Below are 18,070 nucleotides of genomic sequence, written 5' to 3'. Positions count from 1 at the left end.
CGCCGCATGCTCCCCGAGTTCACCGGGCCGGGGGCCGTTTCCGCGCGGAGTTGACCCGTACGGTCACGCCATCGGCCCTGCGGGAGGCGTCACGGGCGGCTCGGGCGTCGTGGCTGTCACGGGCGTCGCGATCGGCACGGGCGTCATGGCCGTCACGGGCGTCGCGATCGGCACGGGCGTGACGTCACGGGAGTCACGGGCGTCGCCGGTCGTCGCGAGGGAAGCGCCGAGGGCGTCACAGCAGCGTGAGCTGCGTCGGGCCCGGCTCCTGCTCCGGCTCGTCCTTCACCGCCGACCCGGGAGCGATCCGGCGGGCCCGGCCCCGGTGCGCCGGGCCGATCCCGAACTCGTCCGCCAGCTCGTGCACCTGACGCGTGATCCGGCGCTGGTACCACGTGGGGGCGTACGCCCCGTCCGCGTACATCCGTTCGTACCGCTCCACCAGGCGCGGGTGGTGCTGCCCGAGCCACCGCATGTACCACTCGCGCGCGCCGGGGCGCAGATGCAGGACCAGCGGGGTCACCGACGACGCCCCGGCCGCCGCGACGGCGGAGACGGTGGCCCGCAGCTGCTCGGGGCTGTCGCCGAGGAACGGGATGACGGGGGCCATCAGGACCGAGCAGCCGATCCCGCTGTCGGTCAGGGCCCGCACCACGTCGAGGCGGCGTTCGGGGGAGGGGGTGCCGGGTTCGACCGTGCGCCACAGCTCGCGGTCGGTGAAGCCCACGGAGACCGAGACGCCCACCTCGGCGACCTCGGCGGCCTGCCGCAGCAGCTCCAGGTCCCGCAGGATCAGAGTGCCCTTCGTCAGGATCGAGAAGGGGTTCGCCCGCTCGCGCAGGGCGTTGATGATGCCGGGCATCAACCGGTAGCGGCCCTCCGCGCGCTGGTAGCAGTCGACGTTGGTGCCCATCGCCACGTGCTCGCCCCGCCAGTGCCGGGAGGCCAGCTCCCGCTGGAGGAGTTCGGCGGCGTTGACCTTGACGACGATCTGCGAGTCGAAGCCGATGCCGGTGTCCAGGTCCAGATAGCTGTGGGTCTTGCGGGCGAAGCAGTACACACAGGCGTGCGAACAGCCCCGGTAGGGGTTCACCGTCCATTCGAACGGCATGCGCGAGGCGCCGGGCACCCGGTTCAGGATCGAACGGGCCCGGATCTCGTGGAAGGTGATGCCCCGGAATTCCGGGGTGTCGAAGGTGCGCGTGGTCACCGCGTCGGCGGCGAAGAGCGCGCTGTTGCCGGTCATGGAGCTGTTCTCGACCAGATTGTCCCAGCGCATGGACGCCTCCTCGTTAGCACTGGCCACAGAATAGAACACTTGTTCCCTTGATCGTGCGGGGCAGGCCCCGGAGAGGCCCCGGACAGGCCCCCCGGAAAGGCCCCGGACCGACCTCGATCGCCGTTTTCCCCGCCCCGGCCGAACGCTGCGGTTAGCGTGTGGATCTCTGACGACCCGCCGCCCGACCGGAGGTCCCGAAGCATGGCCTGCAAGTTCACGGAGCTCGCGATCGACTGCGCCGATCCCATGGGCCTGGCCCGGTTCTGGTGCTCGGTCCTCGGCTACGAGGTGCGGGAGGACGAGGAGGGCGGGGAGGACGGCGTCGTCACCATCGGCCCGCCCGTGACGCCCGAGGGGAAGGACCGCCCCGGACCCGTGCCGCCGGTGCTGACCTTCGCGCGGGTGCCCGAGGGCAAGACCGTCAAGAACAGGCTGCACATCGACGTCAACCCGACCGACAGGGAGCAGGACGAAGAGGTCCGACGCCTGCTCGCCCTGGGCGCCGGGCGCGCCGACGTCGGTCAGGGCGACACGGGCTGGGTGGTCCTCATGGACCCGGAGGGCAACGAGTTCTGCGTCCTCGCGAGCCGTCGCCGCTGACCCCGGTACGGCCCCGATTTTGAGGGGTCGCACCGGAGGTGGTTGGCTCAGCCCAGGACACCCCCCACCCCCCCCCGAATCACCCCGGACAACCGAAGTGCTGGAGGAACAGCCATGGCGCAGGTCGAGGCCACGACGGAGCGGATCATCGCGGCGGACGCAGAGGCGGTGTTCGACGCGCTGGCCGACTACAAGGAGGTCCGCGGCAAGGTGCTGACCCCGCACTTCAGCGAGTACGAGGTCCGGGAGGGCGGCGACGGCGAGGGCACCCTCGTCCACTGGAAGCTCCAGGCCACCAGCAAGCGGGTCCGCGACTGCCTGCTGGAGGTCAGCGAGCCGACCGACGGCCAGCTGGTGGAGAAGGACCGCAACTCCTCCATGGTCACCACCTGGATCGTCACCCCGGCCGGTGAGGGGAAGTCCAAGGCCGTCGTGACGACCGTCTGGGACGGCGCGGGCGGCGTCGGCGGCTTCTTCGAGCGGACCTTCGCCCCCAAGGGCCTCGGCAGGATCTACGACGAGCTGCTCCAGAACCTCGCCGCCGAGGTCGAGAAGTAGGTCCCCCCGGCGGGCGCCGGGCCCTCGAACGGCCCGGCCTCCGCCGTACGACCGGCCTCACCGGAACGAGTGGTTTTCCGGGGTGGCCGGTTGTGCGCCGTAGTGGCTCCCACCGGCGCATAAGCCCTCCGTACGCGCCCTGCGCGCCCCGCATCCCGTTTGCCCCGCCTCGCCGCCCGGTGCGACAAATGGGCGGCGCAGGTGCGACGAAGGGGAGCGTTACGTGGTGGGCGGTATCACGCTGCTGAAGGACGAGCCGGACGGTACGGACGCTGCCCCGGGGGAGCCGCCGCCCCCGCCGTACGTCCCCGGCCCGGCTCCGGCGGCCGAGGAGATCAGTCCCCGCCGGGTCCGCATGGTCTTCCTCGGGCTGATGCTCACCCTGCTGCTCGCGGCGCTCGACCAGATGATCGTCGCCACCGCCCTGCCGAAGATCGTCGGCGAGCTGCACGGCCTGGAGAAGATGTCCTGGGCGGTGACCGCCTACCTCCTGGCCTCCACCATCGTCCTGCCGCTCTACGGCAAGCTCGGCGACCTCTTCGGCCGCAAGGGCGTCTTCCAGTTCGCGATCGTCGTCTTCGTCATCGGCTCCGCCCTGGCCGGCTGGTCGCGCACCATGGACGAGCTGATCGCCTTCCGCGCGATCCAGGGCGTCGGCGGCGGCGGTCTCATGATCGGCGTCCAGGCGATCATCGCGGACATCGTCCCGCCCCGGGAGCGCGGCCGGTACATGGGCCTCATCGGCGCGGTCTTCGGCCTCGCCTCGGTGGCCGGACCGCTGCTCGGCGGCTTCTTCACCGACCACGCCTCCTGGCGCTGGTGCTTCTACATCAACGTGCCGTTCGGGCTGGTCACGTTCGCCGTCATCGCCGTCGTCCTCAAGCTCCCGAAACCGGCCGTACGCCCCCGACTCGACGTCCTGGGCGCGGTGTTGCTGGCCGCCGCCTCCACCTGCCTGGTGCTGGTGACCAGTTGGGGCGGCACCGAGTACGCCTGGGGCTCGCGCACCATCCTGGGCCTGGCGGCCGGAGCCGTCGTCACCACGCTCCTGTTCGTCGCCGTCGAGCACCGCGCGGCCGAACCCATCATCCCGCTAAGGCTGTTCCGCGACTCCGTCTTCAACATCACCGGTCTGATCGGCGCGGTCATCGGCATCGCGCTCTTCGGGGCCGCCAGCTATCTGCCGACGTACCTCCAGATGGTCGACGGGGCCAGCGCCACCGAGTCCGGGCTCCTGATGCTCCCCATGATGCTCGGCATCGTCGGCGGCTCCATCGTCTCCGGCCAGCTCATCACCCGTACCGGCCGCTATCGGATCTACCCCATCGTCGGCAGCGCCGTCTCCGTCGTCGGCATGTGGCTGCTCGCGGGCCTGGAGGCGGGCACCTCCCGCCTGGCGTACAGCCTCTGGCAGGCCGTCCTCGGCACCGGCATCGGGCTGGTGATGTCGGTCCTGGTGCTCGCCGTGCAGAACTCCGTGCGCCCCGCCGACCTCGGCACCGCCACCAGCGCCAACAACTACTTCCGGCAGATCGGGGGCAGCGTCGGCGCGGCCATCTTCGGCACGCTGTTCGCCGGGCGGCTCTCCGACGCCCTCGACGTCCGCCTGCCCACCGGCGTGACCCTGCCCGCCCCCGAGTCGATCACCCCGCAGATCGTCCACGCGATGGAGCCCGCGCTGCGCGACGCCTACATCCAGGCGTACGTCGACGCGATGCCGCGCATCTTCCTCTACCTCGTGCCGGTGCTCGTCCTCGGCCTGATCCTCGCCTTCTTCCTCAAGGAGAAACCGCTGGTGTCCCACCACAGCCCCGAAGCGGCCACCGAGCCCACGCCGATCCCCGCCGCCCGCACGACCGCTGCCGACGCCGCCTCGCCGAGCCCCGGTCGCCTCTCCGGAGTGCCCGTGCGCGGCAGCGTCCAGCACTCCGACGGTACGAAGGTGCCCCGGGCCGCCCTCACCCTCATCGACGTCCAGGGCCGGCAGGTCGGGCGCGGGGCCAGCGGGGACGACGGGCGGTACGCGCTGAGCGTCCCGGGCGGCGGGAACTTCGTCCTCATCGCCGCGGCGGGCGGCCACCAGCCGCAGGCCGTCAGCGTCACCGTGGGCGACCGCCCCGTCGAGCTGGACGTGGTCCTCGGCGGCGCCGGGAGGCTCGCCGGGGCCGTCCTGACGGCGGACGGTGCGCCGGTCCGGGACGCGGCCGTCACCCTCACCGACGTACGCGGCGAGGTCGTCGCCTCCACCCGCACCGGGCGCGAGGGCGGCTACGTCATCAGCGAGCTCGTCGCGGGGGAGTACACCCTCGCGGCCAGCGCCCCCGCCCACCGCCCCGCCGCCCTCCCGGTCAGCGTCCAGGCGGCCCGCGAGACCCGGCAGGACATCGAGCTGGCGGGCGGGGCCGTGCTGCGCGGCGTCGTCCGGGCCACCGGCGGCCGGCCGGTGGAGGACGCCCGGGTCACCCTGCTGGACGCGGCGGGCAATGTGGTGGACACCCTGACCACCGGGCCGGACGGGTCGTTCCGGTTCGTGGACCTGTCGTCCGGCGAGTACACGGTGATCGCGGCCGGGTATCCGCCGGTCGCCACCGTGCTCCAGGTGGCGGGCGGCGGGCGGACGGAACGCGACCTCCAACTGGGCCACGAGGACTGAGGCGCACGGAGGTGCGCCGATCCTCCAACGGCCTCAGCGCACCTCCCCGTCCTCCCGCACTTCCGCGTCCTCCTGCACCTCCACGTCCGCCCGCCCTTCCACGTCCCCCTGCACCTCCCCGTCCGCCCGCACTTCCACGTTCCCCCGCACCTCCCAGTCCGCCCGCCCTTCCACGTCCTCCTGCACCTCCCCGGCCGCCCGCACCTCCGCGTCCCCCCGCACCCCCGTCTCCCGTACCGCGTCCCCCCGCACCAGCCGCATCAGCGCCCGCGCCCCCGGGCTCAGGCTCCGTGCCGCCGGAAGCACCACCACGCTCTCGTACACCGCCCGGCTCCCGCCCGCCGGCTCCACGTCCACCGCCACCAGCCGGGCCGCCTCCGGCTTGCGGGAGAAGTGGTGCGGCACCACCGCGATCCCCAGCCCCTCCCGCACCAGCTCCAGCAGGCTGTGGACGTCGTTGACCTCCAGGCCCACCGTGCGCCGGGCCCCCGCCGCCGCGAACGCCTCGTCCGCCGCCCGCCGGGGCCCCCAGTCCGGGTGGAAGTCGATGAACGACTCACCCGGCAGCTCCTCCCAGGCCACCTGGGCCCGCCCGGCGAACCGGTGGCCCGCCGCGCACAGCACCACCATCTCCTCCCGCGCCAGCGGCATCAGCTCCCCGCGCCACTCCGCCGGGCTGACGGTGGCCGCGAACGCCAGGTCGAGACGCCCCCCGGCCACCCCGTCCAGCAGGCTGCTCGTCCCCTCCTGGCGCAGCCGCAGCTCCATCTGCGGGTGCTCCCGGTGGAACGCGGCCAGCAGCCGGGCCGGGCTCACCCCCGCCACGCACTGCTCGACCCCGAGCGTCAGCGTGCCGCGCAGCAACCCCCGTACGGCATCGACCGCGTCCCGCGCCGCCCGCGCCCCCGCCAGCGTGCGCTCCGCCTCCACCAGCAGCGCCCGCCCCGCCTCGGTGAGCCGGACCGTGCGCGTGGTGCGGCTGAACAGCGGGGTCCGCAGCTCCTGCTCCAGGGCCCGTACGGAGGCGGACAGCCCGGACTGCGAGACGGCCAGGCGCTCGGCGGCGCGGGTGAAATGCCGCTCCTCGGCGACGGCGACGAAGTGCTCCAGCTGACGCAGTTCCATGATTGAGGACTGTAGGCGATGAATCCGAGCACAATCTCCTGTTGGACTGCTGGATCGATCTGCGCGAGCCTGGACCCCGCCCTGTGCCGCCGGTCCCGGCGCGCCATCCCCGTACCCCTCCAGCGGAGCCTGCCCATGTACCTGCCGTCCGCCGACCGCTACTCGGCCATGCCCTACCGGCGCACCGGCCGCAGCGGCCTCCTGCTGCCCGCGCTCTCCCTCGGCCTCTGGCACAACTTCGGAGGCGACCGCACCCCCGAGGAGCAGGGCCGCATCCTGCGCCGCGCCTTCGACCTGGGCATCACCCACTTCGACCTGGCCAACAACTACGGCCCGCCGCCCGGCTCCGCCGAAGTGACCCTGGGCCGCGCGCTCGCCGGCGACTTCGCGAAGCTCCGCGACGAGATCGTCATCTCCACCAAGGCCGGCTACCACATGTGGGAGGGCCCGTACGGGGAGTGGGGCTCGCGGAAGTACCTGCGCTCCTCCCTGGACCAGAGCCTCGAGCGCCTGGGCGTCGAGTACGTCGACGTCTTCTACTCCCACCGCCCCGACCCCGACACCCCGCTCGAAGAGACGATGGGCGCGCTCGACACCGCCGTACGCCAGGGCAAGGCCCTCTACGTCGGTCTGTCCAACTACTCCGCCGAGCAGACCCGTCAGGCCGCCGCGATCCTCAAGGACCTCGGCACGCCCCTGCTCATCCACCAGCCCCGCTACTCGATGCTCGACCGCCGCCCCGAGGACGGGCTGCTCACCGCGCTCGACGAGCTGGGCGTCGGCTCCATCGCCTACTCCCCGCTGGAACAGGGCATCCTCACCGACCGCTATCTGAACGGCATCCCGGCCGGCTCCCGGGCGGCGGGAGACAGCCCGTTCCTTTCCCCCGACGCGCTCACCCCCGAGCTGGTGGAGCGGCTGCGCGCCCTGGACGCGCTGGCGAAGGAGCGCGGCCAGTCCCTCGCCCAGCTCGCCCTGGCATGGGTGCTGCGCGGCGGCCGCCTCACCTCCGCCGTGGTGGGCGCGAGCAGCGTCGCCCAGCTGGAGAACAGCGTCGAAGCCGTGCGGAACCTGGAGTTCGGCACGGAGGAGCTGACCAGGATCGAGGAGGCGCTCGGCGACGCGAAGACCGGCTGACGCCCGGCCCGGGGGAGCGGGCCGCCGGGGCCGTGAGGCCCGCCGGAGGGGCCTTTGGGGGGACCTTCAGTGGGCTGGACCGGTGGCAGGGGGCCCCTCCCTGGCCGAGCCCGCCGCCGGGGCGTACGGTGTGGCGGCATGAAGATCCTCATCAGCGCCGACATGGAGGGCGCCACCGGAGTGACCTGGCCGGCCGACGTGCTGCCGGGCACCCCGCAGTGGGAGCGCTGCCGGCCGATGTTCACCTCGGACGTGAACGCGGCGGCGCTCGGGTTCTACGACGGCGGCGCGGACGAGGTCCTGATCAACGAGGCCCACTGGTCGATGCGCAACCTGCTGCTGGAGCGGCTGGACGACCGGGTCCAGATGCTCACCGGCCGGCACAAGTCGCTCTCCATGGTCGAGGGGATCCAGCACGGCGACGTGGACGGCGTGGCCTTCCTCGGCTATCACACCGGGGCCGGTACGGAGGGCGTCCTCGCCCACACCTACCTCGCCAACTCCATCACCGGCGTCTGGCTCGACGGCGTCCGCGCCAGTGAGGGTCTGCTCAACGCGCACGTCGCCGCCGAGTACGGCGTTCCCGTCGTCCTCGTCACCGGCGACGATCTGACCTGCGAGGACGCCGAGGGCTATGCTCCCGGGGCCCGCAAGGTCGCGGTCAAGGACTACGTATCGCGGTACGCGGCCGTGTGCCGCACCCCCGCCCGTACGGCCGCCGACATCCGGGCGGCGGCGCGGGAGGCCACCGCGCTCGCCGTCCGGCAGACCCCGGTGACCGGCGGGACGCACACGGTGGAGCTGGAGTTCGACGCCGAGCATCTGGCAGCGGCGGCGACCGTGGTGCCCGGCGTCGCGCCGAGCGGCGAGAGGCGCGTCGCCTACACCAGCGGGACGATGTACGAAGGTATCCGCACGTTCAAGGCGGTGACGACCATCGTGTCGTCCGCCGTGGAGGAACAATATGGCTGAGGCCACCGACCCGCTCGGACCCGTGGACCGGCAGGCACTCGACGAGGTGGTGACGTTCACCTCCGAGCTCATCCGGATCGACACCACCAACCGGGGCGGCGGCGACTGCCGGGAGCGCCCCGCCGCCGAGTACGTCGCCGAGCGACTGGCCGCCGCCGGGATCGAACCGACGCTGCTGGAGCGGACCCCCGGCCGGACCAACGTCGTCGCCCGGATCCCCGGCTCCGACCCGTCCGCCGACGCGCTGCTCGTCCACGGCCACCTGGACGTGGTGCCCGCCGAACCCGCCGACTGGACCGTGCACCCCTTCTCCGGCGAGGTCCGCGACGGGGTGGTGTGGGGGCGCGGGGCCGTCGACATGAAGAACATGGACGCGATGGTCCTCGCCGTCGTACGGGGCTGGGCCCGCGAGGGGTTCCGCCCCCGCCGCGACATCGTCATCGCCTACACCGCCGACGAGGAGGCCAGCGCCGAGGACGGCTCGGGCTTCCTCGCCGGCCGGCACGCGGACCTCTTCGAGGGGTGTACGGAGGGCATCAGCGAGTCCGGCGCGTTCACCTTCCACGCCGGGCACGGCCTCTCCCTCTACCCGATCGCGGCGGGCGAGCGCGGCACCGGCTGGCTGAAGCTGACCGCCGAGGGCCGCGCCGGACACGGTTCCAAGGTCAACCGGGCCAACGCGGTGAGCGCACTGGCCGCCGCCGTCGCCCGGATCGGCGCGCACGAGTGGCCGATCCGGCTCACCCCGACCGTGCGCGCCGCGATCACCGAGATCGCCGCCCTGCACGGCATCACCGTCGACCTGGACGAGCCCGGCTTCGACGTGGCCCAGCTCCTCGGCAAGCTCGGCCCGGCCGCCGCCCTCGTCGAGAACACCGTCCGCAACAGCAGCAACCCGACGATGCTGGAAGCCGGTTACAAGGTCAACGTGATCCCCAGCCACGCCACCGCCTACATCGACGGCCGTACGGTCCCCGGCGGCGAGGACGAGTTCCGCGACACCCTGGACCGGCTCACCGGACCCGACGTCTCCTGGGAGTACGACCACCGCGAGGTCGCCCTCCAGGCCCCGGTCGACTCACCGACGTACGCCAAACTCCGCGCCGCCGTCGAGAAGTTCGACCCCGAAGGGCACACCGTGCCGTACTGCATGTCGGGCGGCACCGACGCCAAGCAGTTCTCCCGGCTCGGCATCACCGGCTACGGCTTCTCGCCGCTGAAGCTGCCCCCGGGCTTCGACTACCAGGCGCTGTTCCACGGCGTCGACGAGCGCGTCCCCGTCGACGCCCTCCACTTCGGCGTCCGCGTCCTCGACCACTACCTGCGCACCGCCTGACCGGCCCCGCGCGCCCGTCCGGCGCCCGCGTCCGCTCGACCAGCACCGCCTGACCAGCACCGCCCGACCCGTACCGTCCGACCGGACCCAGGGGGGACCTCCACCGTGAACACCGTGCCCGCAGCCCCGTACGGCTCGTGGCCGTCACCGATCGACGCGGCGCTCGCCGCCTCGCACGACGGCCGTCCCGACCACCTCGGCACCATCGGCGACGAGGTGTGGTGGACCGAGCCGCGCCCCGCCGAGGGCGGCCGGCGCGCCCTGGTGCGCCGCCGCCCGGACGGGACCACCGCCGCCGTGCTGCCCGCCCCGTGGAACGCCCGCAGCCGGGTGATCGAGTACGGGGGAGCGCCCTGGGCGGGCGCGGTGCGCGAGGAGGGCGGGCCGCTCGTGGTGTTCGTGCACTTCCCCGACCAGCGGCTGTACGCGTACGCCCCGGACGGGCCCGACGCGCCCCGGCCGCTCACCCCGGTCTCGGACACCGGCGACGGACTGCGCTGGGTGGACCCGCAACTGCGCCTGGAACAGGGCGAGCAGGGCGAAGTGTGGTGCGTGCTGGAGGAGTTCACCGGGCCCGCGCCGACCGATGTGCGCCGCGTCGTCGCCGCCGTACCGCTGGACGGCTCGGCCGCCGACGACCGTACGGCGGTGCGTGAACTCTCCGACGACCGGCACCGGTTCGTCACCGGACCCCGCGTCTCCCACGACGGGCGCCGGGCCGCCTGGATCGCCTGGGACCACCCCCGTATGCCGTGGGACGGCACGGTGGTGATGCACGCGGACATCACCGAGTCCGGCGAATTCACCGGCGTACGGCCCCTGGTGGGCGATGTCGACGAGTCGGTGTGCCAGGTGGAGTGGGCCCGCGACGGCAGCCTCCTGTTCGTCTCCGACCTCGCCGGCTGGTGGGAGCTCCAGCGCATCCGCCCCGACGCCGTGGCCGGGGGTGTGATGCCCAGCAGCCGCCTTCTGCCGCCCCGGGGCGAGGAGTTCGGCGGGCCGCTGTGGAAGATCGGGCTGCGCTGGTTCCATCCGCTGGAGAACGGGCTGATCGCCGTCCTGCACGGCAAGGGCTCCCAGCGCCTGGGCATCCTCGACCCGGAGACCGGCGAACTCGCCGATGTGCCGGGGCCCTGGACGGCCTGGTCCGACACCCTCGCCGTGCACGGCAGCCGGGTCGTCGGCGTCGCCGCGAGCCCGAGCACCCGCCACGAGGTCGTCGAACTGGACACCGCGACCGGGCATACCCGCGTCGTCGGCTCCGCCCACCACGACGCGATCGACCCGACCTACTACCCCCTGCCGCGGGAGAGGACCTTCACCGGTCCGGACGGCCGCGAGATCCACGCCCACGTCTACCCGCCGCGCAGCCCCGACCGCACCGGGCCCGAGGGCGAACTCCCGCCGTACGTCGTGTGGGCGCACGGCGGCCCCACCGGGCACGCGCCGCTCGTCCTCGACCTGGAGATCGCCTACTTCACCTCGCGCGGCATCGGCGTCGTGGACGTCGACTACGGCGGCTCCACCGGCTACGGCCGCGCCTATCGCGACCGGCTGCGCGAACAGTGGGGCGTCGTCGACGTGGCGGACTGCGAGGCCGTCGCCGACGCCCTGGTCGCCGAGGGCTCGGCCGACCCGCGCCGGCTGGCGGTCCGGGGCGGCAGCGCGGGCGGCTGGACCGCCGCCGCCTCGCTCACCGGCACCGACCGCTACGCCTGCGGGACGATCCTCTACCCCGTCCTGGACCTGGAGGGCTGGTCGACGTCCGGCACCCACGACTTCGAGTCGCAGTACCTGACGTCCCTGATCGGACCGGCCGCCGAGGTGCCCGAGCGCTACCGCGAACGCGCGCCGATCAACCGCACCGACCACCTCACCGCCCCGTTCCTGCTGCTCCAGGGGCTGGACGACAAGGTCTGCCCGCCCGCGCAGTGCGACCGGTTCCTGGCGGCCGTCGAGGGGCGGGGGGTGCCGCACGCGTACATCACGTTCGAGGGCGAGGGGCATGGGTTCCGGCGGACGGAGTCCCTGGTCCGATCACTGGAGGCCGAACTCTCCCTCTACGTACAGACGTTCGGTATCGACCGTGCCGACGTGCCGCCGCTGGAGCTGACGAAGTGACGGCCGGCGGCCCGACGGCTCCTTCGGGCGCGGACGCGTCGGCACGGCCGGCCCGGCTGCGCCCCGGGGCGCGGGTCGCCGTCGTCGCTCCCAGCGGGCCCGTCCCGGCCGACCGGCTGGAGGAGGGGCTCGGCGTGCTGCGTGACTGGGGCCTCGAACCCGTCGTGGGACCCCATGTCCTGGACGTGCACCCGCAGTTGGGCCATCTCGCCGGTACCGACGCGGACCGGGCGGCCGACCTCATGGCCGCGTGGTGCGACCCCTCCGTGGACGCCGTGCTGTGCGCCCGGGGCGGGTACGGCGCGCACCGGATGGTGGACCTGCTGGACTGGGCCGCCATCCGGGCCGCCGGACCCAAGGCGTTCGTCGGCTACAGCGATGTCACCGTGCTGCACGAGGCGTTCGCGCTGCGGGCGGGATTCGCCACGCTGCACGGCCCGATGGTGGCCACCGAGACGTTCCTCAAGGACCCTGCCACCCGGGAACACCTGCGCGCCACGCTCTTCGAGCCGGAGACGGTCCTGACCCTCGGCCTGGACACGGCGCTCGCCCTGGTCCCCGGCCGGGCCCGGGGGGTCCTGTACGGCGGTTGCGTCAGCCTGCTCGCCGCCGACGCCGGAACCCCGCACGCCCGGACCGACGCCCGGGGCCGGCTCCTGGCCATCGAGGACACCGGGGAGGAGCCCTACCGGCTCGACGGCATCCTCACCCGGCTGCTGCGTTCCGGCTCCCTCGCGGGCCTGGCCGGGGTGGTGTGCGGCTCCTGGCAGGGCTGCGGACCGTACGAGGAGGTCCGCGCGGTGCTGGCCGACCGCTTCGGCCCGCTGGGCATACCCGTGATCGAGGAGCTGGGCTTCGGCCACGGACCGATCGCGCTGACGGTCCCGCTGGGGGTGCCTGCGGTGCTGAACGCCCCTGCGGACGGCGGGCGTTGCACGCTGACCGTCGAGGCCCCCGCGCTCCTGTAAGCCTTCTGACCGCACCTCGCCCGTACGCCGGGACCGGACGCGGCCTCGGCGCGCGGGTGTGAGGTCCCGGCATACAGGTCGGCGTACGGGTGTGTGAGGTCCTGATGTGCGGGCGGGCGTACGGGTGTACGCGTGCGCCCGGTGGCGCGGTCGTACGCGTGTCCGGTGGCGCGATCGCGTGAACTCGCCGAAGGTGAACACCCGTCACCATGTGAAGGTCCGTCAACAACCGTTGTCCTGAGCGTTGACACGGCTATGACACGTGTCACAGCATGAGCGCGGCCCATTACTTACCGGCCGGTAAGGTGTCCTCGGTGTGGAGGTCTTCGTGTCAGGTGCTGTTCCCAGCTTGCGCAACCCGCTCGTCGCGGTCGCGGCGGCTGCCCTCGCCGCCCCTCTCGTCCTCTCCGGCCCGGTCCACGCCGCGGCCGCCCCGTACACCGTCACCCCGCTGAAGTTCACCGTCGAGGCGGGCGGCCGCTCCTGCACGGTGGACGCCGACCTCTACCGCCCCGCCGGCGTCGACGCGAGCCGCCCCGCCCCCGCCGTGCTCGCCACCAACGGCTTCGGCGGCAGCAAGTCCGACGGATCGACCGACGCCATCGGCAGGGCCGTCGCCGCCCGGGGCTATGTCGGCCTCGTCTACTCGGGGCTCGGCTTCGGCAGGTCCGGCTGCCTGATCACCCTGGACGACCCCGCCATCGACGGGAAGGCCGCGACCGGGCTCCTCGACTTCCTCGGCGGCGCCCGGGCGGCCGACGACGGCACCCGCGCGGACTACGTCGTCCGGGACGGCGCGGGCGACCCGCGCGTCGGCATGATCGGCGGCTCCTACGGCGGCGCGATCCAACTGGCCACCGCCTCCGTCGACCCCCGCGTCGACGCCCTCGTGCCGCTCATCACCTGGAACGACCTCGCCTACGCCCTCGCCCCCAACAACACCGGGGCGCGCACCGGGGTCACCTCCGACACCCCCGGCGTCTTCAAGTGGCAGTGGACCAACGGGTTCTACCTGATCGGCGAGGGGCAGCCGCTGCTGAACCCGAGCCTGGACCCCTCCCGCTTCAACCGGCTGGACTGCCTGCACTTCGCCGCCCAGGCGTGCGAGACCATCAAGCTGCTCAACTCCGGCCGCTATCCGGCCGACAAGGCCGACGCGATGCTCGCCTACGCGCGCGGCGTCTCGCCCGTCTCCTACCTCGACCGGGTCAAGGCCCCCACCCTCATCGTCCAGGGCCAGGCCGACAGCCTGTTCAACCTGAACGAGGCCACCGCGACGTACAAGACGCTCAAGGCGCAGGGCGGCACCGCAAAGATGATCTGGCAGTCCTGGGGCCACAGCGGCGGCCAGGCTCCCGGCGAACTCGACCTGAGCGAAGGCGATCTGGAGAACAGCTACGTCGGAAAGCGGGTGCTCGCCTGGTTCGACCGGTACCTCCAGAAGAAGACGGACACCGACACCGGGCCCGAATTCGCCTACTACCGCTCCTGGGAGAGCGGTTACGGCACCGCGGCCGCCGTGCCCGCCCTCTCGCAGAGGATGTACCTCTCCGGCGACGGCAAGCTGGTCGACAACCGCGCCAAGGTGGTCCGCGGCAGCCGCCAGTACACCAACTGGCTGGTGCCGACGAGCCATTCGGAGAGTTCCATCGCCCCGCTGATCGGGCTGCCCGACCCGAAGCCGTACGACACCAAGGGCACCTACCTCGGCTGGCGCAGCGCCCCGCTCACCGCGCCCCTGGACGTCGTCGGCGCTCCGAAGGCCACCCTGAAGGTCGTCTCCCCGAAGGCGGAGCGCGTCCAGAACAGCGGGGACGCCTCCGACAAGCTCGTCCTCTTCGCCAAGGTGTACGACGTCGCCCCGGACGGGACCAAGAAGCTGGTGAACCGCCTGGTCTCGCCGGTCCGGGTCCCCGACGTCACCCGGCCCTTCACGGTGGAGCTGCCCGGCATCGTCCATCGGTACGAGAAGGGGCACCGGCTCGAATTCGTGATCGCCGCCAGCGACACCGCGTACTTCGGCAACCGGGGCGTCAAGCCCGTCACCGTCGTCCACGCCCCCGAGGACACCGGCGTGCTGGAGCTCCCGGTGGTCCCGGCCGGGTGACGCCGGGCCGCCGCGCCCGCCTTCGGTCCGGCTGTACGGCTGTACGGCGCCGCACCCGTCGTACGCTGGGACGATGCCCGATCCGAACGGTCGCCGGACGCCGCCGCCCGCCCCGTACCTCGCCGAAGGCCGCAGAACGGCCCTGCGCCGCTTCACGGAGGCGGACGCGGCGGAGTTCACCGCCCGCGCCCGGGAGAGCCGCGCCCACCACCGGCCCTGGCTCTTCCCGCCGGAGCGGGCCGACGCCTACGCCGCGTACACCGGGACCCTCGCCCGGGACCCGTCCCGCGAGGGCTTCCTCGTCGTCGAGCGCGGGGCGGGCGGGGCGGACGGCGTGGGCGGCGAGCGCGGTGCGGCGGGGGCGGGCGGGGCGGCCGGCCCGGACGGGGCCATCGCCGGGTTCATCAACATCAACAACATCGTCCTCGGCGGCTTCCGCTGCGGGGCCCTCGGCTACGGGGCCTTCGCCCACGCGGCCGGGCGCGGCCTGATGAGCGAGGCCCTCGGTCTCGTCATGGACCAGGCGTTCGGACCGCTCGGCCTGCACCGCCTGGAGGCCAACATCCAGCCCGGCAACGCGGCCTCGATCGCCCTGGTCCGGCGGGCCGGATTCCGCCTCGAAGGGTTCTCGCCGGACTTCCTCCTCATCGACGGCGTCTGGCGCGACCACGAACGCTGGGCGATCACCGCCCCGGCGGCCGGGATCTCCTGAGCGGCGAGGTGCCGGGGCCACCGACGGCTTTGGGCCGCGAGCGCTTCCGCCACCCGCCGAAAGCCCTTGAAATCCACCTGGCGCGGCGGTGAGGATGGGGCGCATGCGTACCATCGTGGTCCTCGACGCCCCCTCCAACCTGGGGCTCCGGCCCCCCGCCCCCGGCACCGTCCCGGGCTGCTACAAGCTGGCGGGCGCGCTGCGCGAGCAACGGATCGTGCAGCGCCTCGGCGCGCTGGAGGGCGGAGTCGTGGTGCCGCCGCGCTACGACCGCGGGGACTGGAAGCTCGGCGACGGCGTGTTCAACGCCGCCGCCATCGCCCGCTACACCCGCACCCTCGCCGACCGCATCGAAGGCCATGTACGGGCGGGAGAATTCGCCCTCGTCCTCGGCGGGGACTGCTCCATCCAGCTCGGGGCCGCCCTCGCCCTGCGCCGCCTGGGACGGTACGGGCTCGTCGCCGTCGACGGGTCCGCGGACTTCCGGCACGTCGGCAACAGCGAGGGGGTCGGGGCCGCGGGCGGGGAGGAGCTGGCGATCTCCACCGGGCGCGGCCAGGCGGACCTCAGCGACCTCGAAGGGCTCCGGCCCTACCTCAAGGACGAGGACGTCCGCCTCTTCGGCATGCGGGACGACGACGAGGACCAGGCCGAGCTGGCCGCCCTGAAGATCTCCAACGCCACGGTGGGGCAGATCAGGGAGCGGGGAGCCGCCGAGCTGGCCCGGGCCACCGTGGAGAGCCTGGACACCCCGGCGCTCGACGGCTACTGGGTCCACCTGGACGCCGACGTCCTCGACCCGAGCATCATGCCCGCCGTCGACAGCCCGGACGACGGGGGCCTTCTGCCCGAGGAACTCGCCCCGCTGCTGCGTACGTTGGTCTCGTCCCCGCGCTGCGTCGGGATCAACGTCACCATCTACGACCCGGATCTCGACCCGGACGGCACCGCGGGCGCCCTGCTCACCGACCTCGTCGTCGGAGCCCTCTCACCGGCCTGACCGGTCGGCCCCGTCCGACCGGGGGGCGGGCCGGCCGGTCGGACGGCGGGCCGGGCGGGCGGTCAGACCGCGATCTTGCGGTCCACGTATTCGAAGACCGACCCGTCCGGGTGCAGCGCGATGAGGTTGCGCCCGGCGGGGGTGGGCACCGGACCGGCGACGATCCGGGCGCCCGCCCGGGTCAGCGCCGCGTTCGCCTCGTCGACGTCCTTGACGGCGATGGTCGCGCTGACCTTGCGCAACACCTCCAACTCCGACTCCGGCCCGCTCATCAGCAGGAAGCAGCCGATGGCGGCGACCGACACCCCGCCGCGCTCGAAGCGCAGGGCGGGTGTGCCCGTCAGCCCCTCGTAGAAGGCCACCGCGGCCTCCAGGTCGTCGACGCAGATACGCAGCGTGGTTCCCAGGATCTCCATGCGCAAAAGGGTAGTTGGCGTCCGCCGCCGGCGTGATCGATTCGGATCCGCAGACCCACGGACGCGCAGACCCGCAGACCCACGGACCCGCAGACCGGCAGATCCATAGAGCCACAGACCGGCAGACCGGCAGACCGGTAGACCCGCCGGAACAGGGCGGCGCTCACCCCCGGCACAGCACCTCGCCGTGCGGGACCATGAACCAGCCGTCGCCCTCCTCGCCCCAGGCGCGCCAGGTCGCGGCGATGGCCGTCAGCCGCTCGGTGCTCACATGGCCGCCCCGTACCGCCAGTTCGGCGTAGACCGAGTCCGTCGTACGGTCCGCCCACAGCCCGCTCCACCAGGCGCGGCTCTCCGGGGTGGCGAAGCACCAGGCGGCCGCGGTGGGGGTGATGTCGGTGAACCCGGCCTCCCGGGCCCAGGAGAGCAGCTTCCGCCCGGCGTCCGGCTCGCCGCCGTTGGCGCGGGCCACCCGGCGGTACACCTCCAGCCACTCGGACATCCCGGGCGTCTCCGGGTACCAGGCCATCGCCGCGTAGTCGCTGTCGCGCGCCGCGACCACCCCGCCGGGCCGGCAGACGCGGCGCATCTCGCGCAGCGCCTGGACCGGGTCGCCGACATGCTGGAGCACCTGATGGGCGTGGACCACGTCGAAGGAGTCGTCGGGGAAGTCCAGCGCGTGCACATCGGCGACGGCGAACTCGACGTTCTCCAGGCCGCGTTCGGCAGCAACGGCGGCCGCCTGCTCCAGGATGCCGGGGGTGGTGTCCACGGCCGTCACCCGGCCCGGCGCGATGAGGGCGGCCAGGTCGGCGGTGATGGTCCCGGGTCCGCAGCCGACGTCCAGCACCGCCAGGCCGGGGCGGAGTTCGCCGAGCAGATAGCCCGCCGAGTTGGCGGCGGTCCGCCAGCGGTGCGAGCGCAGCACCGACTCATGGTGGCCGTGGGTGTAGACGGCGGTCTCTTTCGGCATGGCGGTACGTCCTCTCTCACGTTCACGCGCAGGTCCACGCGCACGCGTGCGTACGGCGGTCGGGCCGTGCGACCGTTCGGCCACCGTACGCCGTCGTGCCGGATGGTGAGATG

14 protein-coding genes and 1 pseudogene are annotated in these 18,070 nt (G+C 73.2%); 11 read left to right on the top strand and 4 right to left on the bottom strand.

Features of this window, described 5'->3' with window-relative positions; translation table 11 throughout:
• Window positions 1-235: 235 nt before the first annotated feature.
• Complete coding sequence (locus ACLJPL_RS10510; RefSeq protein ID WP_411080483.1) at window positions 236-1,279, bottom strand: Rv2578c family radical SAM protein; 1,044 nt, start codon at window positions 1,277-1,279, stop codon at window positions 236-238.
• Window positions 1,280-1,480: 201 nt separating this feature from the next.
• Here ACLJPL_RS10510 and ACLJPL_RS10505 point away from each other — a divergent pair, with 201 nt between their 5' ends.
• The 3 genes from ACLJPL_RS10505 (at window position 1,481) to ACLJPL_RS10495 (ending at window position 5,090) form a co-directional block, all read left to right on the top strand.
• Window positions 1,481-1,879 carry a VOC family protein gene (locus ACLJPL_RS10505; protein ID WP_411080482.1) on the top strand — a complete coding sequence of 133 codons (399 nt, stop codon included), beginning with the start codon at window positions 1,481-1,483 and terminating at the stop codon, window positions 1,877-1,879.
• A 114-nt stretch (window positions 1,880-1,993) separates the two neighbouring features.
• Window positions 1,994-2,437: an SRPBCC family protein gene (locus ACLJPL_RS10500; RefSeq protein ID WP_411080481.1), complete on the top strand. Its 444-nt coding sequence runs from the start codon at window positions 1,994-1,996 to the stop codon at window positions 2,435-2,437.
• A 223-nt stretch (window positions 2,438-2,660) separates the two neighbouring features.
• Complete coding sequence (locus ACLJPL_RS10495) at window positions 2,661-5,090, top strand: MFS transporter (protein ID WP_411080480.1); 2,430 nt, start codon at window positions 2,661-2,663, stop codon at window positions 5,088-5,090.
• A 219-nt stretch (window positions 5,091-5,309) separates the two neighbouring features.
• Here ACLJPL_RS10495 and ACLJPL_RS10490 read toward each other — a convergent pair.
• Window positions 5,310-6,215 (bottom strand): annotated as a pseudogene (locus tag ACLJPL_RS10490) (LysR family transcriptional regulator); the annotation flags it as partial.
• A 135-nt stretch (window positions 6,216-6,350) separates the two neighbouring features.
• Between ACLJPL_RS10490 and ACLJPL_RS10485 the strand changes: the two are divergent.
• The 8 genes from ACLJPL_RS10485 to ACLJPL_RS10450 all read left to right on the top strand — a co-directional run bounded on the left by ACLJPL_RS10485 (window position 6,351) and on the right by ACLJPL_RS10450 (window position 16,568).
• Window positions 6,351-7,352 carry an aldo/keto reductase gene (locus ACLJPL_RS10485; RefSeq protein ID WP_411080542.1) on the top strand — a complete coding sequence of 334 codons (1,002 nt, stop codon included), beginning with the start codon at window positions 6,351-6,353 and terminating at the stop codon, window positions 7,350-7,352.
• Between the two features lie 138 nt (window positions 7,353-7,490).
• Window positions 7,491-8,324: a M55 family metallopeptidase gene (locus ACLJPL_RS10480; RefSeq protein WP_411080479.1), complete on the top strand. Its 834-nt coding sequence runs from the start codon at window positions 7,491-7,493 to the stop codon at window positions 8,322-8,324.
• On the top strand, window positions 8,317-9,660 hold the full coding sequence (locus ACLJPL_RS10475) for a M20/M25/M40 family metallo-hydrolase (protein WP_411080478.1): 1,344 nt from the start codon (window positions 8,317-8,319) through the stop codon (window positions 9,658-9,660). Before ACLJPL_RS10480 ends, ACLJPL_RS10475 begins: the two co-directional genes overlap by 8 nt.
• A 105-nt stretch (window positions 9,661-9,765) precedes the next feature.
• The gene (locus ACLJPL_RS10470; protein ID WP_411080477.1) at window positions 9,766-11,781 is read left to right on the top strand and encodes a S9 family peptidase; all 2,016 of its coding nucleotides are present in this window, start codon (window positions 9,766-9,768) and stop codon (window positions 11,779-11,781) included.
• Window positions 11,778-12,749: an LD-carboxypeptidase gene (locus tag ACLJPL_RS10465; protein WP_411080476.1), complete on the top strand. Its 972-nt coding sequence runs from the start codon at window positions 11,778-11,780 to the stop codon at window positions 12,747-12,749. The genes ACLJPL_RS10470 and ACLJPL_RS10465 overlap by 4 nt, the downstream gene beginning before the upstream one ends.
• 349 nt (window positions 12,750-13,098) lie before the next feature.
• Window positions 13,099-14,856, top strand: coding sequence for a CocE/NonD family hydrolase (locus ACLJPL_RS10460; protein WP_411080475.1), 1,758 nt, complete (start codon window positions 13,099-13,101; stop codon window positions 14,854-14,856).
• Between the two features lie 73 nt (window positions 14,857-14,929).
• Window positions 14,930-15,568 carry a GNAT family N-acetyltransferase gene (locus ACLJPL_RS10455; RefSeq protein ID WP_411080474.1) on the top strand — a complete coding sequence of 213 codons (639 nt, stop codon included), beginning with the start codon at window positions 14,930-14,932 and terminating at the stop codon, window positions 15,566-15,568.
• Between the two features lie 103 nt (window positions 15,569-15,671).
• Window positions 15,672-16,568 (top strand): arginase family protein, encoded by an 897-nt coding sequence (locus ACLJPL_RS10450; RefSeq protein WP_411080473.1) that lies wholly within the window; start codon window positions 15,672-15,674, stop codon window positions 16,566-16,568.
• Window positions 16,569-16,630: 62 nt separating this feature from the next.
• On the opposite strand, the gene ACLJPL_RS10445 is transcribed toward ACLJPL_RS10450, so the two are convergent.
• Both ACLJPL_RS10445 and ACLJPL_RS10440 read right to left on the bottom strand, forming a co-directional pair.
• Window positions 16,631-16,984, bottom strand: a complete 354-nt coding sequence (locus ACLJPL_RS10445; RefSeq protein ID WP_411080472.1) for a VOC family protein — start codon at window positions 16,982-16,984, stop codon at window positions 16,631-16,633.
• 163 nt (window positions 16,985-17,147) lie between these two features.
• A complete protein-coding gene (locus ACLJPL_RS10440; RefSeq protein WP_411080471.1) occupies window positions 17,148-17,957 on the bottom strand; it encodes a class I SAM-dependent methyltransferase in 810 nt (269 codons plus the stop codon).
• Window positions 17,958-18,070: the final 113 nt, after the last annotated feature.

Origin of the sequence: Streptomyces sp. cmx-18-6 (genome assembly GCF_046548915.1) — a bacterium.
Classification (GTDB): domain Bacteria; phylum Actinomycetota; class Actinomycetes; order Streptomycetales; family Streptomycetaceae; genus Streptomyces.
The sequence above is the reverse complement of the archived record's forward strand: the minus strand, read 5'-3'. Positions and strand labels throughout refer to the sequence as shown.